Here is a 25,467-nt window from a genome sequence, read left to right as displayed (position 1 = left end):
GCCTGTACAGGTTCTGACTCATCGACAGCAGAAGCCCCGCGGTGTTAGGTTTCAGCCGTGATCAAAGACGACCACGCCGCGTCATTACTCTCGGTCCGCGGAATCGAGAAGAGCTTCGCGGGAGTGCAGGCCCTGCGCGGGGTCGACCTGGACGTGCTCCCGGGCGAGGTGCACTGCCTCCTGGGCCAGAACGGCGCAGGGAAGTCCACGCTCATCAAGACCCTCGCCGGCGTGCACGAGCCCGACGCCGGCGAGATCCGCTGGAACGGCGAGCCGATCGCGATCACGAGCCCCCAGGCGGCGATCGATCACGGCATCGCGACGATGTACCAGGAGCTCGACGTCGTCGACGATCTCACCGTCGCCGAGAACATCTTCCTCGGGCACGAGCTCGCGCGCGGCGGCGTCACCCGGCGGCGCGATGCCGCCCGCGAGACGCGCCGGCTGCTCGAGCGCCTCGGTCACGCCGGCATCTCGCCGCACGCGGAGGTCGGCTCGCTGAGCGCAGCGGGCAAGCAGATCGTGAGCATGGCGCGCGCGCTGTCGCACGACATCCGCCTCATCGTGATGGACGAGCCGTCGGCCGTGCTCGACGCCGAGGAGGTCCGCAACCTCTTCCACGTCGTGCGCGAGCTGACCGCCCAGGGCATCGCCGTCATCTACATCACGCACCGGCTCGAGGAGATCCGCGCGATCGGCGATCGCATCACCGTCCTCAAGGACGGCCGCAGCACGGCCAGCAACCTCTCCGTCGCCGACACCCCCACGGCCGACCTCATCCGCCATATGACGGGCCGGACGGTCGAGAACGTCTTCCCGCCCGCGACGCCCATCGCGCCGGACGCGCCGGTGCTCCTCGAGGTCGAGGGACTCGGCTTGGCCGGCGTCTTCGACGACGTGTCGTTCTCCGTGCGCGCGGGGGAGATCGTGGGCCTCGCAGGGCTGGTCGGCTCGGGTCGCTCGGAGATCCTCGAGACGGTCTACGGGGCGCGGCGAGCGACCGCGGGCACCGTGAAGCGGGATGGCCGCCCGCTGCCGCGCGGATCGGTCACGGCCGCGGTGAAGGCCGGGATGGGCCTCAGCCCCGAGGAGCGCAAGTCGCAGGGGCTCGTGCTCGGCGAGCCGATCTTCCGCAACATCACGCTGTCGACGTTCCCTCGCATCGCGCGACGGGGCGTGCTCGACGAGCGGGCCGAGCGCCGCGTCGCGAGGGAGCAGATGGACGCCCTCGAGCTGCGGCCCGCAGACCCCGACCGTCCGGCGGCCACGCTCTCCGGCGGCAACCAGCAGAAGATCCTCCTCGCCCGATGGCTCGTGGAGGACAGCCGGGTTCTGCTGCTCGACGAGCCGACGCGCGGTGTCGACGTCGGCGCCCGTGCCGAGATCTACGGGCTCATCCGGCGGCTGGCCGCGTCGGGGACCGCGATCGTCATCGTCTCGAGCGAGATCCCCGAGGTGCTCGGCCTCGCCGACACCGTGCTCGTCATCGGCGACGGGCGCGTGCTCGATCGTCTTCCCGCATCCGACATCGACGAGCACGGCGTGCTCGATCTCGTCATGAAAGGAGCCGCCGCATGAGCGTGCAGAGCCCCGCCGCCGAGCCGCAGGCCTCGCCCCTGCGGCGCATCTTCTCGGGATCCGTCGGACGCAACCTCGGCCTCGTGCTCGCGCTCCTCGCGCTCGTCGTCGTGGGGGCGATCACGGCGCCCGGGACGTTCCCGACCTTCGACAACGCGCTCGTCATCCTGCGCCAGGCATCGATCATCGGCGTGGTCAGCATCGCGATGACCTTCGTCATCATCGCGGGCGGGATCGACCTCTCCGTGGGCGCGGTGGTGGCACTGGCCTCGGTCGTGGCGACGCTCGCGGCCGTGCAGGACCTCGCCGGCTCGGTGCACTGGACGCTCATGATGCTCATCGCGCTCGTCGTCGGCGCCGCAGCCGGCCTCATCAACGGGGTCGTGATCGCGTATGGCAAGGTCGTGGCGTTCATGGCGACGCTCGCGATGCTCGTCGGAGCGCGCGGCCTGGCCGAGCTCCTCGCGAACAACCGCACGCTCATCGTGTCGGATCGCGACTTCATCCGCGCGCTCAACATCGACATCCTCGGCATCGACATGCTCATCTGGATCTTCGCCGTCGTCGCCGCGGGCGGCTGGTTCCTCCTGAACCGCACGACCTTCGGCCGCCGCACGGTCGCGATCGGCGGCAATCGCGAGGCCGCGCGCCTCGCGGGCATCGCGGTGAAGCGGCACACGATGTGGCTCTACGCGCTCAGCGGGCTGGCCGCCGGCGTCGCCGCGATCATGCTGCTCGGCCGCACGACAGCGGGCACCTCGACGCACGGCTCGCTGTGGGAGCTCGATGCGATCGCCGCGGTCGTCGTCGGCGGCACGCTTCTCACGGGCGGCCGCGGCACGATCACCGGCACGGTCTTCGGCGTCCTCATCTTCGCGACGCTCAGCAACGTCTTCGTGCAGAACAACCTGTCCTCGTCGACGCAGGCGGTCGCCAAGGGCGTGATCATCGTCATCGCGGTGCTGCTCCAGCAGCGCTTCGCCGGGCGGCCGTCGCGCAGCAGCTGACGCGGCTTCCGCCGACACCGGCACGTAGGATGACGGATCACGGCAGAAGTCGGCCGACTTCTGCCGGCGCGAGAAGGTGAGTGCGCATGTCCGATAGCCCGACGGGGCGCGCCGACGTCGGCGACCTCTTCCAGCTGCTCCGCGACGGCGTGCCGCGCACGCGCGCCGAGCTCGCCAAGTCGACGGGGCTCGCGCGGTCGACGGTCGCCGCGCGGGTCGACGAGCTCATGCGCATGGGGCTCATCACGGCGGTCGCCGACGCCGTCTCCACGGGCGGACGCCCGCCGTCGCAGTTCGCGCTCAACCCGTCCGCGAAGGTGGTCGTCGCCGCCGACCTGGGCGCGTCGCATGCGAACGTCGCGATCACCGACCTGACCGGCGCCATCCTCGCCGAGGCGAGCGAGCGCGTCGAGATCGCGCAGGGCCCCGAGGTGGTGCTCACGTGGCTCGTCGAGTCGGCGCAGCGGCTTCTCGACGAGACCGAGCGGTCGTCGGCCGACGTCGCCGCGATCGGGATCGGCCTGCCCGGCCCGGTCGAGCACTCGACCGGGCAGCCCGTCAATCCGCCGATCATGCCGGGATGGGATCGCTTCGACGTCCCGGCGTGGGTGCAGCGGCACTTCCCCGTCACGGTGCTCGTCGACAACGACGTCAACATCTCGGCGCTCGGCGAGCGCGCGGTCGCGTGGCCGGGCGTCGACCACTTCCTCTTCGTGAAGGTCGCGACGGGCATCGGCGCGGGCATCGTGTCGGATGGCCGGCTGCAGCGCGGAGCGCAGGGCATCGCGGGCGACATCGGGCACGTGCGCGTGGCGCGTGGCGTCGACGTCCCGTGCCACTGCGGCAACCACGGGTGCCTCGAGGCGCTCGCGTCGGGGCCCGCGATCGCCCGCACGCTGCGCACCCAGGGCGTCGAGGCGCACACGGGCGACGATGTCGTCGCGCTCGTCAAGCACGGCAGCCTCGAGGCCATCCAGGCGGTGCGCCAGGCCGGGCGCGACATCGGCGAGGTGCTCACCGCGTCGGTCAGCCTCCTCAACCCCTCGGTCATCTCGATCGGCGGGTCGATGGCGCGCGTGAGCGAGCACCTCATCGCCGGGGTGCGCGAGATCGTCTACACGCGCTCCACCCCGCTCGCGACCGAGCACCTCACGATCGTGCAGTCGACCGCCGCGTCGAAGGCAGCCGTGATCGGCGCGAGCATCCTCGCCGTCGAGCACGCGCTCTCGCCCGCCGGCCTCTCGACGGCCTTCGCCCCGGCCTGACCGCCTGCCGGACGGCCGCCATCCGTCGGACCGCCGCCATCCGTCCAGGTCGCACTTCGCGTCCGAAAACCGGCCGTTTAAGGACACCAACTGCGACCCCGACAAAGGCCCATCTGCCCAGGTCGCAGTTGCCGTCCGAAAACCGGCCGTTTGAGGACGCGAACTGCGACCCCGACGAAGGCCCATCCGCCATCCATCCCTCCGGACCGCCGCCGTCTGTCCAGGTCGCAGTTGCCGTCCGAAAACCGGCCGTTTGAGGACGCCAACTGCGACCCCGACGAAGGCCCATCTGTCCAGGTCGCAGTTGCCGTCCGGAAACCGGCGGATTGAGGACGCCAACTGCGACCTGGGCCGGCCCTGGCGGCGACTCAGACCTGGGCGAGCAGCGCCTCGGTCGCGGCCGTCCCGTCGACCTCGCCGCCGAAGCCGAGCATCGTGCACAGCGGCATCGACTCCATCATCCGGCTGATCTCGGGGTCGGCGAAGATCGCCGCCGACGCGCCGCCGTGCGCCGCGAGCGCGCCTTCGAGCACGCCGCGACCGACCGGATGACGCTGCCAGTCGCCGATCGTCGACTCGAGGTCGAGCTCGGGCACGACCGGCGGCACGTCGAGCTCGATCTCGGTCGTCGCGACGATGTCGCGCGACGACGTGCCGACCTCGACCGTGAACGCGCCGGGCTCGACGGTCCAGCCCGTCTCACCCCAGAAGGCGAATGCACGCTCGTCGAGCTCGAGCCGCACGCGCGTCGACTCCCCCGCCGCGAGGCGCACCTTCCGGAAGGCGCGCAGCTCGCGCACCGGCCGGTCGACCGACGCCTCGGGGTCGCCGACATAGACCTGCACGACCTCGGCGCCGTCGCGCGCACCCGTGTTCGAGACCGTCACCTCGACCACGGCGTGCGCGCGACCCGCGTCGGGAACCGACACCGCGACATCCGTGAGCTCGAACGTCGTGTAGCCGAGCCCGAATCCGAACGGGAAGGCCACCTCGCGCTCGGTGCGGTCGTACCAGCGGTACCCGACGTAGACCCGCTCGCCGTACACGACCTTCTTCGGGCTGCCGGGGAAGTTCACGTGCGCGGGGTTGTCGGCAAGTCGCAGCGGGATGGTCTCGGCGAGGCGCCCCGCCGGCTCGGCGACTCCGAAGAGCACGTCGGCGGCGGCGGAGCCGGACGCCTGTCCGCCGAGCCACATCTCGAGGATGGCCGGGGCCCGGCCCACGATGCCGTCGAGCGAGACGACGGAGCCGTTCGAGAGCACCACCACGACGCGCTCGTTGACGGCGAGGACGGCGTCGAGGAGGTCGCGCTGCACGCGCGGCAGGTCGATGTGCGTGCGGTCGAACCCCTCGGACTCGTCCTCGGCGGGGAGCCCCAGGAACAGCACGACCGTGCGGGCGGCGCGGGCCGCCGCGACCGCCTCGTCGACGAGCGCGGCATCGGCCTCGCCGTCCAGGCGGAAGCCCGCGGCGAAGGACACGTCGCCCGCGACCTCGCGGATGGCGTCGAGCGCGGCGTCGAGGCGCGTGGGCTGGATGTGCGAGCTCCCGGCGCCCTGGTAGCGCGGCGACCGGGCGAACTCGCCGATCACGGCGATCGATCCCTCATCGGCCGACAGCGGCAGGATGCCGCCCTCGTTCGCGAGGAGGACGGTGCTCTCGGCCGCGATCCGGCGGGCGAGAGCGTGGTGCACGTCATGATCGACCGCGGGAGTCTCGCCCCGTGCCGCACGGAGGCGGTCGTGCACGGTCAGAATGCGCGACACCGCGAGGTCGATGGCCGCCTCATCGAGGTCGCCGCGGTCGAGCGCCGCACGGATGTCCGCGGCGTGGCGGGGGCCGGCCGCCGGCATCGTGAGGTCGAGACCCGCCGCGACGGCCGCGGGCGGGTTGCTCACGGCGCCCCAGTCCGACACGACGTACCCGTCGTAGCCCCACTCGTCGCGAAGGACGTCGGTCAGCAGCCACCGATGCTCCGACGCGTAAGTGCCGTTGATGCGGTTGTACGCGCACATGACGGTGGCCGGCCGGGCCTCCTTCACGACGCGCTCGAAAGCCGGAAGGTAGATCTCGCGCAGCGTGCGCTCGTCGACCTCGGCACTCACGCGCATGCGCTCGGTCTCCTGGTTGTTCGCCGCGAAGTGCTTGAGCGAGGCCCCGACACCCTGCGCCTGGAGCCCGCGGACCCATCCGGCGCCGAGCGCCCCGGCGAGCAGCGGATCCTCGGAGAAGTACTCGAAGTTGCGCCCGCACAGCGGCGAGCGCTTGATGTTGACACCGGGGCCGAGCAGCACGTCGACGCCGAGCGCCCGGCTCTCCCGTCCGAGCGCCTCGCCCATCTCCTCGAGCAGCTCGGGGTCCCACGTCGAGCCGGTCGCCGCGGCCGTCGGGAACGAGGTCGCGGGGTGGCTGTCGTTGATGCCGAGGTGGTCGGCGCTCCCCGTCTGCAGGCGGACGCCGTGCGGGCCGTCGGTGAGGACCGCCCCCTCCACGCCCGCGTGCTCGACACCGCGCGTGGTCCAGAACGAGTCTCCCGTGAGCAGGGAGATCTTCTCGTCGAGGGAGAGTCGGGAGACGGCTGCGTGCATCAGGGAGGCCTTTCTCGTCCGCGGCGACCTCGGCTCCGAGATCACTTACGCGCTTAAGTGTAGGGTTGAATGTATCGGGATCCTCCTCGGAAAGCAAGGACGCCCATGACCACCTCCCGACGAGCCGGCCGCGTCACCGCCGCCGATGTGGCGCGCGCGAGCGGCGTCTCGCGCGCCACCGTGAGCTACGTCCTCAACGACACCCCGGGCCAGACGATCCCTGAGCCGACGCGCCGCCGCGTGCTGCAGGCCGCCGCCGACCTCGGGTACGTGCCGAGCGTGCACGCTCGCGCGCTGGCATCCGGGAGCACAGGGATCGTCGTGATCGACACGAGCACCATCCCGCCGGGCGAGCTCGTCGCGACGGCGACCCGCACGCTCTCGAGGGCGCTCGTCGAGCGCGGATACGTGCCGGTGGTGAACCAGTACACGGGCGCCGACGCCGGCGGCGAGGTTCTCGTGACGCTCGCGCAGCGCCTGCACCCGACCACCGTGCTCGCGCTCGGGGAGCTCTCCGACGACATCATCCGACGCATCCGCGAGGCCGGCGTCGCGCGGGTCTTCGCCACGCCGTCGAGCGCAGGGATCCGCGACATCGCGGAGGTGCAGGTCGCGCACCTCGCCGGCCGCGGGCACCGCTCGGTGGCCTACGTCGCGCCGCCCGAGCCCGAGCTCGCGGGCCTGTCGGAGCTGCGGCTGGCCGGCGCCCGCACGGCTGCCGCACGGCACGGGGTCGTGCTCACGGCCATCCCCCTGCTCGATCAGGAGCCGCTCGCCCGTGAGCTGCGGCGCCTGCGCAACGAGGGCGTCACGGCCGTCGCCGCCTACAACGACGAGGTCGCGGTCGGCGTGCTGGGCGCCGCTCGCCGCGCCGGCATCGCGCTTCCCGATGAGCTCGCGGTCATGGGCATCGACGACCTCCCCGTCGCGCGGCGCACGTTCCCGCAGCTGACGACCGTCGCCCAGGGCGACGTGGCGGACGCCGACGTCGACCTCGCGACGATCGATGCGATCCTCGCGGGCGAGCAGCCCGTGCTCCCCCGCACGGCGCCGCGGGTCATCGTGCGCGAGTCGGCGTAGGCCCTACGCCGCGAGCCGGCGGAAGCGGTCGCTCACGCGCGTGGAGCCCGACACGACCTCGGCGCCGGAGACACCCGTCGCACCCACGTGCAGGATGGCCCGAGCCAGGACCTCGTCGCGCACCTCGCGGCGCGCATGGTCGTCGGCGAGCATCTCGACGAGCGCCGCGACCTCCGCCTCGGCGAGGGCCGCGATGGGGAACCACGGCAGCGCGGCACGCCATGCCCGGAACGCGAGCAGCAGCAGGTCGTGGCGCTGCTCGACGTGCGCGCGCTCGTGCGCGATGACGGCGACGAGCTCGTCCGGGTCGAGCCGGTCGAGGAGCCCCTGCGACAGGACGGTGACCGAGCCGACGCCGCGCGGCAGGCAGTAGGCGACGGGGACGGCGTCGTCGAGCACGCGCGTGCGGGCGCGGGTGGGGTGCGGCGACGTCAGCATGTCGAGGAGGGCGTGGTGGCGCCGCCGCTGCCGGACCACCTGCGCGATCGTCACGCCGAGGTGGGCGAGCAGGTACACCGTGAACGCGGCGGCGGGCACGAGCGCGAGAAGCGGATGGCCGGGGGCGACCGCATATCCGGCGAGCGCGAGGGCCGCGATCATCGACAGTCCACCCGCGAGGCCGATCGCCTGCCACAGGAGCAGCGCGACGACGGGAGCCCGCATGGGCCACGCCGCGCGGGAGAACGCGACCGGAACGGGCCACGCGAGGGCGAGGGCGAAGAGGCCGAGGACGACCGCTCCCCACACGATCGTCTCGTGGGGGATGACGAGGGCGCCGTCGAGCCCGGATCCGACGACGGCTCCGATGCGCGTCACGGGCGGCTCGATCAGACCCCGCCGCGCAGGAGCTTGCGCAGCACCGCCGCGTCCTCGTCGGAGACCCCGCCCACGAAGCGCTCGAGCACGGCCATCCGGTCGGCCGACTCGCCGAGCACCTCGTGCATGAGCTCCGCGACGTGGTCGGCGCGCGAGGCGACGGCCGTGTAGCGGTGCGGGCGCACCGATCGGTCGGAGGCCACGAAGCCCTTCTTCTCGAGACGGGACAGCACGGTCAGCAGGGTCGTCGCGGCGAGCGCGCGCCCCTGATCCTGCTCGAGCTGCTCCTTGACGTCATACGCGGTCATGGGCATCTGCGCGTCCCACACCGCATCCATGACGGCGCGTTCGAGTTCGCCGAGCGTTCCCATGCGCACCTCCTCGCCTCGTGTCGCGGCCGCGCCATCCGACCGCCTGCGCCAATTCTACCCCCGGTCGAATTTCTTCTATGCTCTGTCGAACTAGTTCTACACGGCGTAGAATTGGTTCCGGCCGGACGCGGCGTCCGGCCCACACCTCCCGAAGGAGAACGCGCGTGGACGTCCTCGACATCGCCCGCTGGCAGTTCGGCATCACGACCGTCTACCACTTCCTCATGGTCCCGCTCACGCTCGGGCTCGGCATGACGGTCGCCGTGCTGCAGACCGCGTGGGTCCGCACGGGCGACGAGCGCTTCCTGCGCATGACGAAGTTCTGGGGGAAGCTCTACCTCATCAACTTCATCGTCGGCGTCGCGACCGGCCTCGTGCAGGAGTTCCAGTTCGGGATGGCCTGGAGCGAGTACTCGCGCTTCGTCGGCGACGTGTTCGGCGCCCCGCTCGCGCTCGAGGGCCTGCTGGCCTTCTTCGCCGAATCGACCTTCCTCGGGATCTGGATCTTCGGATGGGGTCGGCTGCGCAAGGGGCTCCACCTCGCCGCGCTGTGGTGCGCGGTGATCGGCTCGTGGGCCTCGGCGTACTTCATCATCGTCGCGAACTCGTGGATGCAGCACCCCGTCGGCGTCGAGCTCGGTGCCGACGGCCGCCCCGTCATGACCGACATCTGGGCCGTCCTCACGAACAACACCGCGATCGCGGCCTTCACCCACACGATCTTCGGTGCGCTCGTGGTCTCGGGGATGTTCCTCCTCGGCCTCTCCTGGTACCACCTCTGGCGCCGCCGCCACGACGGCATCGACACGGTCGGCGCCGACGGCCGCGTGGTCGTCGGGCGAGCGGATGTCCCCGGTCGCGACGAGAAGGACCACGGCGTGTGGCTGTGGTCGCTCCGGATCGGCGCGGTCGTCGCGATCCTCGGGTTCGGCGGCACGGTGCTGACCGGCGACATCCAGGGCAAGCTCATGTACGAGCAGCAGCCGATGAAGATGGCCGCCGCCGAGGCGGCCTGCCACACCGGCTCGGCCTTCTCGGTGCTCTCCCTCGGCGACCCGGGCTCCCGCGACTGCTCCGACGTCATCACGCTCATCGAGGTGCCCGGCGTGCTCGGCTTCCTCGGCACCGGCGAGTGGGGCGCCGAGATGCCCGGCATCAGCGACCTCGAGCCGCAGTACGTCGACCAGTACGGCGAGACGATCCCCGACGACGCGCTCTACGGCGACCGCGCGGGCAGCGAGGTCGAGTACGTGCCCGTCATGTGGGTGACCTACTGGGGCTTCCGCCTCATGATCGGGCTCGGCGGGATCGTCGCGGCGGCCGCGGTCGTCGCGCTGTGGCTGACCCGCAAGGGCACGGTCCCGCGCTCGCCGTGGATCATGCGGCTCGCCCTGCTCGGCATCCTCGCGCCGTTCGCGGCGAACATCGCGGGCTGGATCTTCACCGAGATGGGCCGCCAGCCGTTCGTCGTGGCGCCGAACCCCGACGCGACCGGCGTCGACGGGGTGTTCATGTTCACGGCGGCGGCGGTCTCGCCCGGCGTCACCGCGGGCGAGCTCCTCTTCTCCGTGATCGCGCTCGCCTCGGTGTACGCGGTGCTCCTCGTCGTCGAGCTCTTCCTCCTCACCACGTACGTGCGCGGAGGCGTCGCGAGCGCGATGCCCGAGCTGTCCCACCCGCGCGACGACGACCATCCCGACGACGACGCGCAGCGAGACGACGTGCTCGCGTTCGCCTACTGACCGACTGCAGAGGAACCCCCATGGACACGCTCCCCGTCTTCTGGTTCATCGCGATCGCCATCCTGTGGACCGGCTACCTCCTGCTCGAGGGATTCGACCTCGGCGTCGGGATGCACATGATCCTCGGCACGCGCGACGACCGCGATCGCCGCGTCATGCTCAACACGATCGGCCCCGTGTGGGATGGCAATGAGGTGTGGCTGATCACGGCCGGCGCGGCGATCTTCGCGGCCTTCCCGCACTGGTACGCGTCGCTCTTCTCGGCGCTCTACCTCCCGCTCACGATCATGCTGCTCGGCCTCATCGTCCGCGCGGTCGGGATCGAGTACCGCGGCAAGGTCGCGACGGCGCGCTGGGCCCGCATCTGGACCTACGGCATCGGCGTCGGCTCGATCGTCGTCGCGTTCTGCGTCGGCGCAGCGCTCGCGCTCACGTCGACCGGGCTCCCCCTGAACGAGAACGGCGATCGCGTCGGCGGGCCGTTCGTCTGGCTGACCCTGCCCGCGATCGTGGGCGGTCTCGCGGTCGTCGGCTTCGCTCTCGCCCACGCGGCGACCTTCCTCGGGCTCAAGGCGGATGGTCCGGTGCGCGAGCGCGCGGGGCGCTTCGCCGCGCGCTGGGCGCCGCTCTGCCTCGTGCCCGCGGCCGTCTGGGCCCTGTGGGTGCAGCTCGCCCACGGCGGGACGCCCCTCTCGTGGGCGCTCGTCGGCCTCGCCGTGGTCGCCGCGGCGCTCGGATGGGCGAACGCGCGCCGCCGCCGCGAGGGGCGGGCGTTCCTCGGCTACGCCGGCTTCGGCCTCTTCGGCGCGGGCGCGATCTTCGCGGGCATGTTCCCGCGCGTCCTGCCGTCGACGGTCGACTCCGCCTTCGACCTCACGGTCTGGAACGCGGCGAGCGGCGAGTACACGCTGGGGGTCATGACGGTCGTCGCGTGCGTGGGCCTTCCGGTCGTGATCCTCTACCAGGCGTGGAGCTACTGGATCTTCCGCAAGCGCGTGACGCCGGGCATGATCCCCGACGCGCACGTCGTGCTCCCCGCGGCCCTGCGCGCGCGGTGACCGCCCCCGCGGCCCGCGCGCGGGCCATCCGCGAGCCCGGCATCGATCCGTGGGCCATCGAGGCCGAGCGCGCGGCAGCGGCCCCCGGGTTCCGGCGGCCGGACCTCGGCCCCGTGCCGCGCGCGCGCCTCGTCGCGCTCGGCGTGCTCGCGGCGCTGCGGGCGGTCGGCCTCGTGCTCATCGCCGACGCGGTCGCCCGCGGGATCGGCGGCCTCGCGACGGGCGGCCTCGATGCCGCGGGCATCCGCGCTGTGCTCGTCGCAGGTCTCGCGGGCGCGCTGCTGAGGGCCGGCGCGGAGTGGGCGACCTCGGTCGCGGCGCGCCGCATCGCGTCGGACGTCAAGCGCGACCTGCGCGCGCGGCTCTGGCGCCGCATCGCCGCGGGCGACGTCGACGGCGGCGGGACCGCCGTCCTCGCCGCGGACGGGCTCGACGACCTCGACGACTACTGCGTGCAGTCGCTGCCCGCGCTCATCGCGGCCGCGGTCGTGCCCCTCATCGTAGGCCTGCGGATCCTCGGCGCCGACTGGCTGAGCGCCGCGGTCGTCGTCCTCACGGTGCCGCTCGTGCCCCTGTTCATGATCCTCATCGGCCGGCACACGCAGCAGCGCACCGACGCGGCGCTGTCGGCGCTCACCCGTCTCGCCGATCACCTGGCCGAGCTGGCGCGCGGCCTTCCCGTGCTCGTCGGGCTGGGCCGGGTCGAGGAGCAGACCCGCGCCCTCGACGGCATCCAGGGCGCCTACCGTGCGCGCACGCAGGAGACGCTGCGCTGGGCGTTCCTGTCGGCGCTCGCGCTCGAGCTCATCGCGACGATCTCGGTCGCGATCGTCGCCGTGTTCCTGGGGCTCCGGCTTCTCGACGGGACGATGGAGCTCGAGCCGGCGCTGCTCGCCCTCATCCTCGCGCCCGAGTGCTACGCGGCGCTGCGCGAGGTCGGCACCGCGTTCCACGCCTCGCAGGACGGCCTCGCCGCGCTCGAGCGCGCGAAGGCGCTCCTCGCGCGCCCGCTCGCGCGCGACATCCGCTCGCGGGGGCGCGCGGAGCCCGCCGCGACATCCGCCCCTTCCCCCTCGCCCACCGCAGGACAATCCGCCGAGATCAGGGCGCGGATGCCCGAATCGTCCTGCTCTCGACGGAATCCCCTGCCCCCGGTGCGGCTCGAGGACGTCGCCGTGCGGTACGCGGGGCGCGATCGGCCCGTGGTCGAGGGGCTGAACGCCGACCTGTCGGGCATCGTCTCGGTCGCGGGGCCGAGCGGCTCGGGCAAGTCCACGCTGCTCGCCGCGCTGACGGGGACGCTCCCCGCGGACGCCGAGGTCACCGGGACGATCACCGGGGCGGATGGCGCCGGCTGGGCCCCGCAGGCCGCGCGCGCGTTCGCGGCCACGCCCCGGGCGGAGCTCGCGCTGCACGGTGCGCCGGACCCGGAAGCCGCTCTCGCCGAGCTCGGTCTCGCGCACGTCGCCGAGGCCGCGATCCCCGAGCTCAGCCCCGGCGAGCTGCGTCGTCTCGCGGTCGCGCGCGCCCTCGCCCGGGTCGACGCGGGCGCGCGGCTGCTCGTGCTCGACGAGCCGACCGCGCACCTCGACCGTGCCGCGGCGGAGCGCGTGCGCGCGGCCATCCTGCATCGCGCCGCGCGGGCGACGGTCGTGCTCGCGAGCCACGAGCCCGAGACGCTCGCCCTCGCGACGATGACGGTTCCGGTCGGCGGAGCCGCCGCCCCGCACGCCCCGGCGACCGCCGCCCCGGCCAGCATGTCTCACTCGACGACAGAAACGGGCGCCGTCACCCGCAACAACCGAGACATGCATGAAGCGGCCTCCGCCCCGGCCGGCCCGGCGAATGGCACAGCGGATGGCCCGGCGGATGGCGTCACGCTCGCGTCTCTCGTCCGGCCGCACCTCGGGGCGTGGGCGGGCGCCGTCGGGCTCGGCGTCATCGCGACCGGGCTGGGTCTCGCGCTCACGGCGGTCTCGGGATGGCTCATCGTCCGGGCGAGCGTCGAGGAGTACATCATGTACCTCCTCGTCGCGATCGTCGGCGTGCGGGCGTTCGGCATCGGGCGCTCCGTGGGCCGCTACGCCGAGCGCCTCGTGACGCACAGCGCGGCGTTCCGGACGGTCGACGACCTGCGGCTGCGTCTGTGGCGCGCGATCGCGGCGCGCGGCGCGGGCTCCCGCCGTCTCCTCGAGGGCGGGGCGCCCGTCGACTACCTCGTGACGCTCTCCGACGATCTGCGCGACCAGCTCCCCCGCGTCGTCGCGCCGCTCGCGATCGGCGTCCTCGTCATCCTCGGCGCCTCCGTCACGACCTGGTTCGTCGTGCCGCACCTCGCCCTGCTCGTCCTCGTCGTGCTCGCGGCGGCCGCCGCCGTCGCCGCCGCGCTCGCGATCGCGTCCGAGCGGGGGGCGGGCCGCGCACGCGTCGCCGCCCGCTCCGAGATCGTCCGCGGCACGTCGGCCCTCGCCTCGGCGTCCGCCGATCTCCGGGGGAACGGCGCCTCCGAGGCGGCTCTCGCGGAGCTCGACGCCGCCGCGGCGCGCCTCGCCCAGGCCGAGCGCCGCGCCGCCTGGGCCGCGGGGCTCGGCGGCGCCGTCGTCACGGCGGCGACGTCGATCCTCGCGTGCATGGTCGCGCTCCTCTCCCCCGCTTCGCCGGCCGAGCAGGTGTCGGTGATCGCGCTCCTCGCGCTCGCCGTGCTCGAGCCGATCGCGGGCCTCGTCACGGCCGCCCACCGGCTGCCGGCCCTGCGCGCGGTCGTGCGCCGCCTCGCGCCCGTGCTGCGGCCCGCCCCATCCGCGCCGTGGGGCGACGGCGCCCTCGCGGAGCCCGTCGCCTCGGTCGCGCTCGACGACGTCGCCGTCCGGTACCCCGGCACATCGCGCCCCGCCGTGACGGATGTCTCTGGCCGGGCCGCACGCGGACGCTGGCTCGTCCTCGAAGGCCCGTCGGGATCGGGCAAGTCGACCCTCCTCTCGGCGATCATGGGCGCCCTCCCCGTCGCGCACGGCGAGATCCGCGCCGACGAGGCGCCGCTCCCGTCGCTCGACGAGCGCGCCTGGCGCTCGCGTGTGGCCTGGTGCCCGCAGGACGCCTACGTCTTCGACTCGACGCTGCGCGGCAACCTCCTGCTCGCCCGCGCGCACGACGACGCGCCCGACGACGCGGCGCTGCACGACGCCCTCGCGCTGGCCGGTCTCGGCGCTCTCCTCGACGCGCTGCCCGACGGGCTCGCGACGCGGGTGGGAGCCGGCGGCTCCGCCCTGTCCGGCGGCGAGCGCCAGCGCCTCGCGGTCGCCCGCGCGCTCCTCGCGCGCGCCGACGTCATCCTGCTCGACGAGCCGACCGCGCACCTCGACGCCCCGACGGCCGCCGCGATGATGGCGGATGTCCGCGGTGCGACCGCGGATCGCGTCGTCGTGCTCGTGTCGCACCGGGCCGACGACCGTCGTCCCGATGACGCGGTCGTGCAGCTGGGGTCCGTGCGAGAGTAGTGCCGTGTCTCCCCCGCGGTCCGAGCTGCGCCGCGTCGCGGTGATCGTGCTCGAGGGCGCGAAGCCGCTCGACGTCGGCATCCCCGCGCAGGTCTTCACGACCCGCGCGAGCATGCCGTACGAAGTGCGCGTCTGCGGCCCCGCACCCGGTCTCGTCACGGGCGGCGACGGCCTCTCCTACCATGTCGCCCACGGGCTCGAGGCGCTCGAGTGGGCCGACATCGTCTTCATCCCGGGCTACCGCGCCCCCGACCAGGACGACCCGCCCGCGGCGGTCGTCGAGGCGCTCATCGCGGCCCACGCGCGCGGAGCGCGCCTGGCCGCGATCAGCACGGGGGCGTTCGCGCTCGCGGCGACCGGCCTCCTCGACGGACGCCGCGCGACCACCCACTGGCACTACACGCGCGCGCTCGCGCGCCGGCACCCGCGTGTCCGCGTCGACGAGAACGTGCTGTTCGTCGACGAGGGCAGCGTCCTCACCTCGGCGGGCGCGGCGTCGGGGATCGACCTGTGCCTGCACATCCTCCGCTCCGACCTGGGCGTCGCCGCGTCGAATCATGCCGCACGGCGGCTCGTCGCCGCGCCGTATCGCAGCGGAGGCCAGGCGCAGTACGTGCCGCGCAGCGTGCCCGAGCCCATCGGCGAGCGGTTCGCGGCGACCCGCGAGTGGGCGCTGCACCGCCTCGGCGACCCGCTCACCCTCGAGGTGCTCGCGCGGCACGCCGCGGTCTCGCCGCGGACCTTCTCGCGCCGATTCGTCGAAGACACCGGCTACACGCCGATGCAGTGGATCATGCGCGCGCGGATCGACCTCGCGCGCGAGCTGCTGGAGAGATCCGAGCGGAGCGTCGAGCAGATCGCGGCGGATGTCGGGCTCGGCACGGGAGCGAACCTCCGCCTGCACTTCCAGCGGATCCTCGGGACGACCCCGACCGACTACCGGCGGACGTTCACGCAGGGCGAGTAGCCCGCGCTCACGCGGTGCGCTCGAGCCACGCCCGCAGCCGCTCGAGGGGCCACGTCGTGACGATGCGCTCGGGCGGGACGCCCGCGCGCTCGGCCCGTTCTGCTCCGTAGTCGAGCAGCGAGAGCTGCCCGGGGGCGTGCGCGTCGCTGTCGATCGAGAACAGGCATCCCTGCTCGAGTGCGAGGGCGATGAGCTCGTCCGGCGGATCCTGGCGCTCGGGGCGCGCATTGATCTCCACGGCGACGTCGTGCTCGGCGCATGCCGCGAAGACCGCGTGCGCGTCGAACGCGGAGGGCGGCCTCGTGCCGCGTGCGCCCTCGACGAGCCGCCCCGTGCAGTGGCCGAGCACGCGCGTGCGGGGGTTGCGGATGGCGCCGAGCATGCGGCGGGTCATGCTCGCGGCGTCCATCCGCAGTCTCGAGTGCACGCTCGCCACGACGACGTCGAGGCGCGCGAGCAGGGCGTCGTCCTGATCGAGCGCGCCGTCGTCGAGGATGTCGACCTCGATGCCGCTCAGGAGCGTGAACCCCTCGTCCGAGAGCGTCGCGACGACCTCGAGCTGCCGCTCGAGCCGCTCGGCCGAGAGCCCGTTCGCCACCGTGAGGCGGGGCGAGTGGTCGGTGAGCGCGAGGTACTCGTGGCCCAGCCGCCGGGCCGCCGCGACCATGAGGTCGATCGGGGTGAGGCCATCCGACCAGTCGGAGTGGCTGTGGAGGTCGCCGCGCAGGAGGCCGCGGAGGGCGCTGCGGCCGGCGCCCCCTGTGCGCTCGCGCAGATCGGCGAGGTATGCCGGCACCTCGCCCGCGAGCGCTTCCTGGATGACGCGGAAGGTCGACTCGCCGATCCCCTGCCGACGCCGCAGCCGCGCCGCGTCGCGCAGCTCCTCGGGCGAGAGACCCGCCACGACATCGGCCGCGGTGCGGAACGCCTTCGACTTGTAGCGCGACGACCGCTCGCGCTCGAGCAGGTAGGCGATCTCGGTGAGCGCGTCGAGCGGGTCCATGGCTGCCAGTCTGCCGCGCGGGCTCGACACGGCACGGCCGCACGACGAGCAGGGATGGCGAGATCCTTGCGGACGCTGTCCATCACGCCGCTGTCGTCCGCGCGCCATCCGGGAGACGCTGTGAGGGTATTCGACGGGGCTGACGCTCGCACCGCCACCTCGTCCGCCATACCTTCCGAACGGGCCTGACGCACAGCGGGCCCGTTCGGCTGTTTCCGGGCCGGGCTCTCGCGTGCGGCGGCTCAGGCGACGATCTTCTCGACCGTCCGGATGTTCCGCGTCGTCGTCACGGCCTTCCAGCGCGGCTTGGCGAGCTCCTTCGCGAACGCCGTCGACACGCTCGCGCCCTTCGGCGGGTTCCAGTAGACGACGCCGGGGCCCTCCGCCACCGGATCGTCCGGGGCATCCGCCGCGAGCGCGAGCACGGCGTCGCGCGCCTCGCCGTCGGCGCAGAAGACGATGTACGGCTGGCGATCGGAGTCGGACGCATCGAACGGGAAGGCCGCGAGCGCGGCTCGCAGCTCATCGCAGGTGGCCAGCACGATCCACGCCTCGTAGCCGAACCTCTCCCCGAGCGCCCGCTCGATCCGCCGCTTGAGGGCGGCGCGATCCTCGTCGGCGGTGAAGCGCACGTTGCCGCTCGCGAGGAACGTGCGCGCATCCGTGAACCCCAGTTCGGCGAACAGCGCGCGCAGGTCGGCCGAGCGCACGGTGATGCCGCCCACGTTGACACCGCGGAGCAGGGCGACGAAGTCGGTCATCCCGCCTCGCCCATCACCCGGCGGGTGAGGGCCGTGACGTCCGAGTCGAGATGGTCGATCTTCGTGTGGACGGCGTCGAACCGCGCGTTCATCTCCGCCCGCAGACTGGCGAACTCGGCGTTCAGCCGAGCGTTGGTCGCGTCGAGGCGCGCGTTCGACGCGTCGAACCGCGCGTTCATCTCGCCGCGCAGACCGTCGATCTCACCGCGCAGCTCGCCGCGCAGGCCGCCGATCTCGGCGCGCAGGATGCGGGTGAAGTTCGTCGAGATGATCCCGAGCGTCGCGAACGCGAACGTCGCGAAGAGGGCCATGAAGACCCACACCTGCGGCTCGCTCATCTGCACTCCTCCAGTCTGAACCGACCCGACGACATTGTCACGAGCGGCGACCGGGAGCCGCACCTGTGGAGGTCGTCGGCGTCGCCACACCGCGAGGCGTGGCCTGTGCACGAGCCACGACCCTATGAGCCGACGAGCGACTCCAGAAGCGCGCGCACCGTGCGGACGACGAAGGCGCGTCGCGCCGCGACGCGCTCGGGGCGGTCGGCGGCATCGCCCACGTACAGCCGGTCCACCGAGCGGAACACCTGCCAGCCGTCGGCGAGGGTCACGATCGTGAGGAGCAGCTCGGCGGCGGCCGCGTCGTCGAGGGCGGGAAGGGTCCTGCGCAGCTGAGCGACCTTGCGCCGGTGCGCCTCGGAGCGCGCCTCGAACGCGACCGGGGTCTCGCGCTCGAGGCCCTCCCACGCGAGCAGGCGCGAGAGCTGAGGATGCGCGGCGTGGTAGTCGAAGACGGCCTCGACGTATCGCAGCACCGCCTCGGCGCCCTCGCCCTCGATCGGGACGGCGTGGATGACCGCGAGCAGCTCGCTCTCGAGCGCCGCGCCGAAGAGCGCCTCCTTGTCGCCGAAGTGCGCGTAGATGCGCTCCTTGTTCACCCCGGCGGCACGTGCGATCCGGTCCACGCGCGCCCCGGCGAGACCGTGCGCGCTGAACTCGTCGACGGCCGCCTCGAGCAGGCGTCGCCGCGTCTCCTCCGGGGTGTAGGCCATCCGCCCATCCTATTCCCAACCGAACAGTTGCCTTCGGCGTCGGAACGTGGTTCACTGTTCCCAACCAGTCAGTTGGAAAGTGAGATGCCATGCCCGCGCCCACCCCGCCTTCCGTCCACGTCCGCGCCGTCATCACGTGGCTCGCGATCTTCCCGCTCGTCACGATCGGCCTCTACGCCATCGCGCCGTTCAGCGAGACCTGGCCGCCCGTCCTCCGCTCGCTCGCACTCACGGTCGTCGTCGTGCCGCTCGCGGTGTACCTCGTCGTCCCGCAGCTGATGCGCGCCTGGATGACACTCAGCGCGCGCCGCGCTGCGACGGCGGACCCAGCCGCCCAAGCCGCACCGGCCGCACCGGCCACCGCTCCCGCGACGTCCCCCGAGGTCGTCAGCCGCGGATGAGCCGGAGCGTCGCGCGCTCGAGCGCGACCTGCCGTGCGTCGGCGTCGGCATGGCGCCGACGCACGGCCGCCGCGATCGTGCGCCCCTCGTCGAACGCCGAGACGACGCGCGGATCGACGTACGAGGTCCGCGCCATCGTCGGGGTGTTGCCGAGGAACTCGGCGACATCGCGCATGGTCGCGGTCACCGCGCGGCGGCGCTTCGTCGCGCTCGCGCCCTCGTCGAGGTCGAGCCCGCGCTCGGCGAGGCGCGCGGCCGCGAGCACCGTCGCGTGCCATGTGCGGAAGTCCTTCGCGGTCGCGTCGGCCCCCGTCGAGGCGCGCACGTAGTCGTTGACGACCGCGGGCGTGAGGCGCCGCCATCCGCCCGCCTCCCGGTATGCCAGGAGCGCGGGCTCGCCGTCGCGTCGCCGCCTCATGCTCTCGATCGCCGCGACGACGGGGGCATCCGCGATCTCGATGCGGTGCGCGACGCCCGACTTGCCCATGAAGCGGAAGACGAGGGCGTCGCCGGTCCGCCGCACATGCGCGCGCTCGAGGGTCGTGAGCCCGAAGCTGCCGTGCCGGTCGGCGTACACGTCGTCGCCGATGCGGAAGCAGCCGAGGTCGAGCAGCCGCACGGCGGTCGCGCACGCGCGCTCGAGCGGCATGCCGTCGAGCCCGAGCTCGCCGAGGATGGCCGGGCGCGCACGGCCCAGCGCGACGCCGAAGTCGAGCACGCGGTCGAACTTCTGGGCATCGCGGCGCGCACGCCACTGCGGGTGGTACAGGTACTGCCGGCGCCCCGCGTCGTCGGTGCCGACGGCCTGCAGGTGCCCGTTGGGGTGGGGCGTGATCCAGACGTCGCGCCATGCGGGCGGGATGGCCAGCGCGCGGATGCGGGCGACCTCCTCCGCGGGCAGCCGCTCGCCGTCGGCATCGAGGTAGACGAATCCGCGGCCGGAGCGGCGCCGCGTCCAGCCCCGCTCCTGGGGAGAGGTGCGTCGGAGCCGGGGCATGCGGTCGAGTCTGCCCGACGGCATCCGCCGCCCGTCAGGCCTTGACAGTGCCTCCGGAGAGGGTCGCGGATGTTGGGCTTTCCAACGTCGTAGCCCTACGCTCGACACTCGACGCCCTTTCTGCCTCCCGGGAGCCACGATGAAGTTCTTCCCTGCCCGCGCGGTGCGCGTGACCGCCGGCCCGTTCGCCGACGCGCTGCGCGTCGACCTCGACTACGTGCTCTCGCTCGACGCCGACCGGCTGCTCGCGCCCTTCCTGCGCGAGGCGGGCCTCGAGCCGCGTGACCGCTCGTACGGCAACTGGGAGGATGCGGGGCTCGACGGGCACACCGCGGGGCACTGGATCTCGGCCCTCGCCCACCTGCACGCGGCGACGGGCCATCCCGAGGCCCTTCGCCGACTCCGCTACGCCGTGGGCGAGCTCGCACGTGCGCAGGAGGCGCGCGGCACGGGGTGGGTCGGCGGCGTGCCCGGCGGCGAGCAGCTCTTCGCGGGGCTCCGCGACGGCGGCGTGGCGGCGGCCCGGGCGCTCGCATCGAGCGGGCACTGGGTGCCCTGGTACAACCTCCACAAGACGTTCCAGGGGCTCATCGACGCACACGTCGTCGGCGGCGACGAGCGCGCGCTCGACATCGCCGTCCGTCTGGCGGACTGGTGGCTCGACATCGCCGACGGCATCGACGACGCGGCCTTCGAGGCCATGCTCGACACCGAGTTCGGCGGCATGAACGAGGCCTTCGCGGAGCTCGCGGCGCTCACCGGACGCGACGACCTCGCGACGATGGCCCGTCGCTTCGCGCACCGCGCCATCCTCGACCCCCTCCGCGAGGGGCGAGACGATCTGACCGGGCGCCACGCGAACACGCAGATCCCGAAGGCCGTGGGCTACGCGGTCGCCGGCGAGCGCGCGGCGGCCGCCGCGTTCTGGCGCACGGTCGTCGAGCGGCGCACGGTCGCGATCGGCGGCAACAGCGTGCGCGAGCACTTCCACGCGCCAGACGACTTCGCGCCGATGATCGAGGACCGCGAGGGTCCAGAGACCTGCAACACCTACAACATGCTGAAGCTCACGCGCGCCCTCGCCGAGGCCGAGCTCGATCCCGCCCACCTCGACTTCGCCGAGCGCGCGCTCTTCAACCACGTGCTCTCGGCGCAGCATCCCGAGCGCGGCGGGTTCGTCTACTTCACGCCGATGCGCCCCCGCCACTACCGCGTCTACTCGCAGCCCGACCAGTGCTTCTGGTGCTGCGTCGGCACGGGCATGGAGATGCAGGCCCGGTACGGCGAGTGGATCTTCGGACAGGAGGGCGACGCGCTCGCCGTCAACCTCTTCGCACCCGCCGACCTCGACGCATCCGAGTTCGGCGTCCGGCTGCGCATGACGACGGACTTCCCCGCCGACGAGCAGGTGCGGATCGCGGTGGAGGCGGACGGCGCGCGCGCGTTCGCACTGCGCCTGCGCGTGCCGGGCTGGAGCGACGGACTCCGCGACCTCCGCGTGAACGGCGACGACGCGGAGGCGACCGCGGAGGACGGCGCCGTGCGGATCACGCGGACCTGGGCGGACGGCGACGAGATCGTCTTCCGCGTGCCCCTCGCCCTGCGTGCGGAGCGCCTGCCCGACGGGTCGCCGTGGCAGGCCTACCTCGCGGGGCCCGTCGTCCTCGCCGCGCGCGCGGGGGAGGACGGGCTCGACGGGCTCGTCGCCGACGACAGCCGGATGGGCCACATCGCGTCGGGCCCGCTGCTCCCGTTCGCCGACCTGCCGCTCGTCGCGGAGGGCGCCGACGCGGTCGCCCAGGTCGGCCCGCTGCGCTTCCGGCTCGAGACGGACGACCCGGCGGGCGCCGTCGACCTCGAGCCGTTCGCGGGCATCCACGACAGCCGGTACACCGTCTACTGGCCGGTCGCCGAGGGCCCCGGCCGCAGGGACGAGCTCCTCGCCCAGGACGGCCGTCTCGCGATCGACGCGGCGACCGTCGACGCCGTGGCGTTCGGCGAGCAGCAGCCCGAGTCCGACCACGCCTTCTCGGGCGACGGCTCGACCGTCGGCGTCGAGGGCGACGCGCACTGGCGCGAGCTCGGAACCGGCCTCTCGATCGAGCTCCGCGACCCCGCGTGGCAGTCGCGTCGCCTGCGCCTCGAGCTGCGGCCATCCGCCGAGGCGACGGCCATCGCGGTGCGCGTCGGCGAGCAGCTCGCCGTCGAGGAGCGCCTCGCGCCCGGCGCGACCTCGCTCGAGGTCGTCATGGCGCCGCCGTCGCCCGGCACGCGGATCACTCTCTCGCCCGTCGACGGTGCTCCCGCCCCGGGCGTGGTCTCAGCGCGCCTCCTGCGCTGAGCACGGGTCCTACTCGGCCAGCGCCGCGCTCCAGACGGGGGCGGCGGGGTGCCGCGCCGCGAGCGCGTCGACGAGGGCCGACCGGAACGCGCGCACCGCGGGATGCCCCGCGCGACCCGAGCGGACGGCGGTGTAGAGCACGCGGTGCGGCTCGCCGGGCAGGCTCACGAGCTGTGTGCCGGCGAGGTGCGGCTCGCCGAGCAGCGCGGGAAGGAACCCGACGGCCTGCCCCATCCGGACGACGTGCGCGTGCAGAAGCGGGTCCGTGCTCTCGAAGCGCACGACGGGCTCGAAGCCGGCGCCGCGGCACTGCGCCCTGCCCCAGGCGCCGGTCGGGGTGTCGGCCGGATCGAGCACCCATGGCGCGTCTCGGAGCTCCGCGAGGCGACGCGGCCTCCGCGAGAGCCGTCCTTCCGCCGGCAGGGCGAGGCCGAGCGGGTCGACGAGGAGCTCGGCGCGGTCGACGCCGTCGCGGACGACCTCGGGGATGCCGGGGTACTCCTCGCCGATGATGACGTCGAACTCGTGCGAGAGCAGCGCGTCGTAGGCCGGGCCGTGGTCGCGCTGGGCGATGGCGACATCGAGTTCGGGATGGCGCTCGGCGAGCAGCTCGAGCGCCGCCGGCGCGAGCGCGAGCACGATGCTCTGGAACGAGGCCACGCGCAGCCGCCCCCGCAGCGTGCTCTGCGCGGCGGCCAGCTCGGCCTCGGCCTCCTCGAGCCGCGCGAAGACGGCATCCGCATGCGCCACGAGGGCGAGCGCATCGCCGGTCAGCCGCACACCGCGCCCGACGCGCTCGAGCAGCTGCACGCCCGTCTCCCGCTCGAGCTGAGCGAGCTGCTGCGACACCGCCGACGGCGTGTACGCGAGCGCCCGCGCCGTCTCGGCGATCGTTCCGCGGCGACTGAGCTCGCTGAGGAGGCGGAGGCGCGCGACATTCAACACATCAGCTCACCTTACGCTTCGTGCTAAGAAACGGTTGCTGGATTGACCAGCGGCCTCCGGCGAGACTGGAGGCATGCTCACCCGGATCCGCCCTCGGGGGATGGCCGCCTCGGTCGCCCTCGTCATCGGCTCGTGCACGTCGCTGCAGTTCGGCGCGGCGCTCGCCGTGCAGCTCTTCCCCGAGCTGGGGACGTGGGGCGTGACGGCGCTGCGCCTCTCGATCGCGGCGCTCGTCCTGTGCGCGGCGGTGCGCCCGCGCGTGCGCACCTGGACCCGCGAGCAATGGGGATGGGTGGCCGCGTACGGCCTCTCCCTCGCGGCCATGAACGGCTCCTTCTACGCCTCCCTCGAGCGGATCCCCCTGGGCACCGCGGTCGCGATCGAGTTCCTCGGTCCGCTCGTGCTCGCGGCCGTGCTCACGCGACGCGCCCTCGATTTCGCGTGGGTCGGCGTCGCCCTCGTCGGCATGGCCCTCCTGGGCGTCGACAGCGCCATCGGCATCCCCCTGGATGGACCAGGCGTGGTGTTCGCGCTCGTGGCCGCCGCGTTCTGGGCCCTCTACATCCGCACGAGCGCGCGCGTCGGCCAGCTCGTCCCGGGGATGGGCGGGCTCGCGGTCGCGCTCGTGATCGCCTCGACCGCGCTGCTGCCCTTCGGCGTGCCGGCGGCGGTCGAGGTCGTCGCGGAGCCGCACCTCCTCGTGCTCGCCGTCGGGACGGCGCTCCTCGCCTCGGTCATCCCGTACGCGCTCGAGCTCATGGCGCTGCGGCGGCTTCCGCAGCGCGTGTTCGGAGTGCTCCTGAGCCTCGAGCCCGTCATCGCGACGGCGGCCGGATGGCTGCTCCTCGCTCAGGCGATGAGCCCGCTGCGGATCGCCGCGATCGCGCTCGTCGTCGCCGCGAGCGTCGGCACCGCCCTCGCGGCGCGGGCGAGCGAGGACGTGCCCGGATCCGCCCTCACCGGGGCGATCCCGGTCATCCGCGACTGACCGCGGCCTCCGCCGTCGTGACGCGACGCGACGGCCAGGCGGCGAGCAGGCGCTCCCGCTCCTCCGCTGTGATCGGCACGACCGAGCCGTGCCGGAAGCGCGGTGGAACCGCGTGCGCGCTCGGCGTCCACGTGCCATCCGCGAGGTCTGCGCTCTCGAAGACGCGGTAGCCCGTGCCGCCGCCGTAGGGCGGCCAGTCGATGAAGAGCAGCCACGAGCGCTCGTCGAGCGATCGGACGATGATCGGCCCCTCGCCGTGCGAGATGACGTCGCTGCCGATCCCCTCGGCGAGCAGCTCCCACGCCGAGCCGATGCGCCCCTCGGTCGGGCGCAGCACGTCGTCGCCGCGCTCGGCGAACACGTGCATGGTGCCGGGCTCCTCGTCCTTCGTGAAGCGGTACCAGTGTGCGCCGTCGCGCGCGAGGGTCGAGTCGATCGTCCCGTACCCGGGCCCCCGGCGCACGTCGATCCACACGCGCGGCTCCGAGAAGGTCGCGAAGTCGGCCGTCTGCGCGATCATCATCCGGTTGTAGCTGTCGGCGGCCCGGCGCTCGCCGCCCTCGGGGTAGAGGTTCGAGGCCCAGTAGACGAGGTAGGCGCCGTGCTCCGCGCTCCAGACGGCCTCCGGGGCCCACACGTTGCCGGCCTCGGGGCCCATCACCGCGACCGCACGCGGGCCTGTCCAGGTCACGAGGTCATCCGACTCCCAGACGAGGATGTCGGTGCTGCCGTTCTCCTGCCCCGCACCGAAGCCGCCGGCCCCGTGCACCTTGAGGTCGGTCGCGAGGATCACGAACCCGCCGTCCTCCTTGCGGAGCAGGAACGGGTCGCGCACGCCCTGCGTGCCGAGCTCCGACGTGAGCACGGGCGCGCCGTCCGCCAGCAGGTCCCAGTCGCTCAGAGAGGCGCCGTCGCTCACCGCGAAGTGGACCTGCTCGGCCGCGTCGTCGTCTTCGCCCGTGAAGTGGACGAAGAGGTACGAGGAGAATTTACAACGTTGCACAAGTGCAC

At 73.3% G+C, this 25,467-nt stretch carries 21 protein-coding genes; 11 read left to right on the top strand and 10 right to left on the bottom strand.

Features of this window, described 5'->3' with window-relative positions; translation table 11 throughout:
* Positions 1-102: 102 nt before the first annotated feature.
* The 3 genes from GC092_RS01390 (at position 103) to GC092_RS01380 (ending at position 3,850) form a co-directional block, all read left to right on the top strand.
* On the top strand, positions 103-1,578 hold the full coding sequence (locus tag GC092_RS01390) for a sugar ABC transporter ATP-binding protein (protein WP_324014824.1): 1,476 nt from the start codon (positions 103-105) through the stop codon (positions 1,576-1,578).
* Positions 1,575-2,585, top strand: a complete 1,011-nt coding sequence (locus GC092_RS01385) for an ABC transporter permease (protein ID WP_324013651.1) — start codon at positions 1,575-1,577, stop codon at positions 2,583-2,585. The genes GC092_RS01390 and GC092_RS01385 overlap by 4 nt, the downstream gene beginning before the upstream one ends.
* An 86-nt stretch (positions 2,586-2,671) precedes the next feature.
* On the top strand, positions 2,672-3,850 hold the full coding sequence (locus GC092_RS01380; RefSeq protein WP_324013649.1) for an ROK family transcriptional regulator: 1,179 nt from the start codon (positions 2,672-2,674) through the stop codon (positions 3,848-3,850).
* 368 nt (positions 3,851-4,218) lie between these two features.
* On the opposite strand, the gene GC092_RS01375 is transcribed toward GC092_RS01380, so the two are convergent.
* A complete protein-coding gene (locus GC092_RS01375) occupies positions 4,219-6,438 on the bottom strand; it encodes a beta-glucosidase family protein (RefSeq protein ID WP_324013648.1) in 2,220 nt (739 codons plus the stop codon).
* 105 nt (positions 6,439-6,543) lie between these two features.
* Here GC092_RS01375 and GC092_RS01370 point away from each other — a divergent pair, with 105 nt between their 5' ends.
* Complete coding sequence (locus GC092_RS01370; protein WP_324013647.1) at positions 6,544-7,518, top strand: LacI family DNA-binding transcriptional regulator; 975 nt, start codon at positions 6,544-6,546, stop codon at positions 7,516-7,518.
* Positions 7,519-7,521: 3 nt separating this feature from the next.
* Here GC092_RS01370 and GC092_RS01365 read toward each other — a convergent pair whose 3' ends face one another.
* Both GC092_RS01365 and GC092_RS01360 read right to left on the bottom strand, forming a co-directional pair.
* Positions 7,522-8,334, bottom strand: coding sequence for a M56 family metallopeptidase (locus GC092_RS01365; RefSeq protein ID WP_282978863.1), 813 nt, complete (start codon positions 8,332-8,334; stop codon positions 7,522-7,524).
* Positions 8,335-8,345: 11 nt separating this feature from the next.
* Entirely contained in the window at positions 8,346-8,705 is a 360-nt protein-coding gene (locus GC092_RS01360) for a BlaI/MecI/CopY family transcriptional regulator (RefSeq protein ID WP_271173019.1), read from the bottom strand.
* Positions 8,706-8,869: 164 nt separating this feature from the next.
* Here GC092_RS01360 and GC092_RS01355 point away from each other — a divergent pair, with 164 nt between their 5' ends.
* From GC092_RS01355 to GC092_RS01340, 4 genes are read left to right on the top strand one after another with little or no spacing between them, the layout of a single operon-like run.
* On the top strand, positions 8,870-10,447 hold the full coding sequence (locus GC092_RS01355; protein WP_271173020.1) for a cytochrome ubiquinol oxidase subunit I: 1,578 nt from the start codon (positions 8,870-8,872) through the stop codon (positions 10,445-10,447).
* Between the two features lie 20 nt (positions 10,448-10,467).
* Complete coding sequence (gene cydB / locus GC092_RS01350; RefSeq protein ID WP_324013642.1) at positions 10,468-11,505, top strand: cytochrome d ubiquinol oxidase subunit II; 1,038 nt, start codon at positions 10,468-10,470, stop codon at positions 11,503-11,505.
* Entirely contained in the window at positions 11,502-15,002 is a 3,501-nt protein-coding gene (cydC, locus tag GC092_RS01345; RefSeq protein ID WP_324013641.1) for a thiol reductant ABC exporter subunit CydC, read from the top strand. Before cydB ends, cydC begins: the two co-directional genes overlap by 4 nt.
* Before the next feature lie 40 nt (positions 15,003-15,042).
* Positions 15,043-15,969: a GlxA family transcriptional regulator gene (locus tag GC092_RS01340; RefSeq protein WP_416383301.1), complete on the top strand. Its 927-nt coding sequence runs from the start codon at positions 15,043-15,045 to the stop codon at positions 15,967-15,969.
* Positions 15,970-15,976: 7 nt separating this feature from the next.
* On the opposite strand, the gene GC092_RS01335 is transcribed toward GC092_RS01340, so the two are convergent.
* The 4 genes from GC092_RS01335 to GC092_RS01320 all read right to left on the bottom strand — a co-directional run bounded on the left by GC092_RS01335 (position 15,977) and on the right by GC092_RS01320 (position 18,784).
* Positions 15,977-16,972, bottom strand: coding sequence for a PHP domain-containing protein (locus tag GC092_RS01335; RefSeq protein ID WP_324013640.1), 996 nt, complete (start codon positions 16,970-16,972; stop codon positions 15,977-15,979).
* A 242-nt stretch (positions 16,973-17,214) separates the two neighbouring features.
* Complete coding sequence (locus GC092_RS01330) at positions 17,215-17,733, bottom strand: DUF1697 domain-containing protein (RefSeq protein WP_324013639.1); 519 nt, start codon at positions 17,731-17,733, stop codon at positions 17,215-17,217.
* On the bottom strand, positions 17,730-18,071 hold the full coding sequence (locus GC092_RS01325; RefSeq protein WP_324013638.1) for a hypothetical protein: 342 nt from the start codon (positions 18,069-18,071) through the stop codon (positions 17,730-17,732). The genes GC092_RS01330 and GC092_RS01325 overlap by 4 nt, the downstream gene beginning before the upstream one ends.
* A 122-nt stretch (positions 18,072-18,193) precedes the next feature.
* Positions 18,194-18,784: a TetR/AcrR family transcriptional regulator gene (locus tag GC092_RS01320; RefSeq protein ID WP_324013636.1), complete on the bottom strand. Its 591-nt coding sequence runs from the start codon at positions 18,782-18,784 to the stop codon at positions 18,194-18,196.
* A gap of 89 nt (positions 18,785-18,873) precedes the next feature.
* Here GC092_RS01320 and GC092_RS01315 point away from each other — a divergent pair, with 89 nt between their 5' ends.
* Positions 18,874-19,185 carry a putative antibiotic biosynthesis monooxygenase gene (locus tag GC092_RS01315; RefSeq protein WP_324013634.1) on the top strand — a complete coding sequence of 104 codons (312 nt, stop codon included), beginning with the start codon at positions 18,874-18,876 and terminating at the stop codon, positions 19,183-19,185.
* Here GC092_RS01315 and GC092_RS01310 read toward each other — a convergent pair.
* Positions 19,172-20,182: a DNA topoisomerase IB gene (locus GC092_RS01310; protein WP_324013633.1), complete on the bottom strand. Its 1,011-nt coding sequence runs from the start codon at positions 20,180-20,182 to the stop codon at positions 19,172-19,174. The two genes, GC092_RS01315 and GC092_RS01310, sit on opposite strands and share 14 nt — an antisense overlap.
* 139 nt (positions 20,183-20,321) lie before the next feature.
* On the opposite strand from GC092_RS01310, the gene GC092_RS01305 reads away from it, so the two are divergent.
* Complete coding sequence (locus GC092_RS01305) at positions 20,322-22,523, top strand: beta-L-arabinofuranosidase domain-containing protein (RefSeq protein WP_324013631.1); 2,202 nt, start codon at positions 20,322-20,324, stop codon at positions 22,521-22,523.
* A gap of 9 nt (positions 22,524-22,532) precedes the next feature.
* Here the strand turns inward: GC092_RS01305 and GC092_RS01300 are convergent, their stop codons facing one another.
* Entirely contained in the window at positions 22,533-23,468 is a 936-nt protein-coding gene (locus tag GC092_RS01300) for a LysR family transcriptional regulator (protein WP_324013630.1), read from the bottom strand.
* 73 nt (positions 23,469-23,541) lie between these two features.
* Between GC092_RS01300 and GC092_RS01295 the strand changes: the two genes are divergently transcribed.
* Positions 23,542-24,456, top strand: coding sequence for an EamA family transporter (locus tag GC092_RS01295; RefSeq protein ID WP_324013629.1), 915 nt, complete (start codon positions 23,542-23,544; stop codon positions 24,454-24,456).
* Here GC092_RS01295 and GC092_RS01290 read toward each other — a convergent pair.
* Positions 24,443-25,459, bottom strand: a complete 1,017-nt coding sequence (locus GC092_RS01290; RefSeq protein ID WP_324013627.1) for a glycoside hydrolase family 43 protein — start codon at positions 25,457-25,459, stop codon at positions 24,443-24,445. The genes GC092_RS01295 and GC092_RS01290 overlap by 14 nt on opposite strands.
* Between the last annotated feature and the right edge of the window lie 8 nt (positions 25,460-25,467).

Source organism: Microbacterium sp. JZ37, from assembly GCF_035188445.1.
GTDB classification, from domain to species: Bacteria; Actinomycetota; Actinomycetes; order Actinomycetales; family Microbacteriaceae; genus Microbacterium; species Microbacterium barkeri.
This window is presented reverse-complemented; position numbering and strand designations above follow the sequence as displayed.

Coding starts and splice junctions, on each gene's coding strand:
- GC092_RS01385 (WP_324013651.1), top strand. CDS start 1,575: ATGAGCGTGCAGAGCCCCGCCGCCGAGCCGCAGGCCTCGCCCCTGCGG.
- GC092_RS01380 (WP_324013649.1), top strand. CDS start 2,672: ATGTCCGATAGCCCGACGGGGCGCGCCGACGTCGGCGACCTCTTCCAG.
- GC092_RS01375 (WP_324013648.1), bottom strand. CDS start 6,438: ATGCACGCAGCCGTCTCCCGACTCTCCCTCGACGAGAAGATCTCCCTG.
- GC092_RS01370 (WP_324013647.1), top strand. CDS start 6,544: ATGACCACCTCCCGACGAGCCGGCCGCGTCACCGCCGCCGATGTGGCG.
- GC092_RS01360 (WP_271173019.1), bottom strand. CDS start 8,705: ATGGGAACGCTCGGCGAACTCGAACGCGCCGTCATGGATGCGGTGTGG.
- cydB (WP_324013642.1), top strand. CDS start 10,468: ATGGACACGCTCCCCGTCTTCTGGTTCATCGCGATCGCCATCCTGTGG.
- GC092_RS01335 (WP_324013640.1), bottom strand. CDS start 16,972: ATGGACCCGCTCGACGCGCTCACCGAGATCGCCTACCTGCTCGAGCGC.
- GC092_RS01330 (WP_324013639.1), bottom strand. CDS start 17,733: ATGACCGACTTCGTCGCCCTGCTCCGCGGTGTCAACGTGGGCGGCATC.
- GC092_RS01325 (WP_324013638.1), bottom strand. CDS start 18,071: ATGAGCGAGCCGCAGGTGTGGGTCTTCATGGCCCTCTTCGCGACGTTC.
- GC092_RS01320 (WP_324013636.1), bottom strand. CDS start 18,784: ATGGCCTACACCCCGGAGGAGACGCGGCGACGCCTGCTCGAGGCGGCC.
- GC092_RS01315 (WP_324013634.1), top strand. CDS start 18,874: ATGCCCGCGCCCACCCCGCCTTCCGTCCACGTCCGCGCCGTCATCACG.
- GC092_RS01310 (WP_324013633.1), bottom strand. CDS start 20,182: ATGCCCCGGCTCCGACGCACCTCTCCCCAGGAGCGGGGCTGGACGCGG.
- GC092_RS01305 (WP_324013631.1), top strand. CDS start 20,322: ATGAAGTTCTTCCCTGCCCGCGCGGTGCGCGTGACCGCCGGCCCGTTC.
- GC092_RS01295 (WP_324013629.1), top strand. CDS start 23,542: ATGCTCACCCGGATCCGCCCTCGGGGGATGGCCGCCTCGGTCGCCCTC.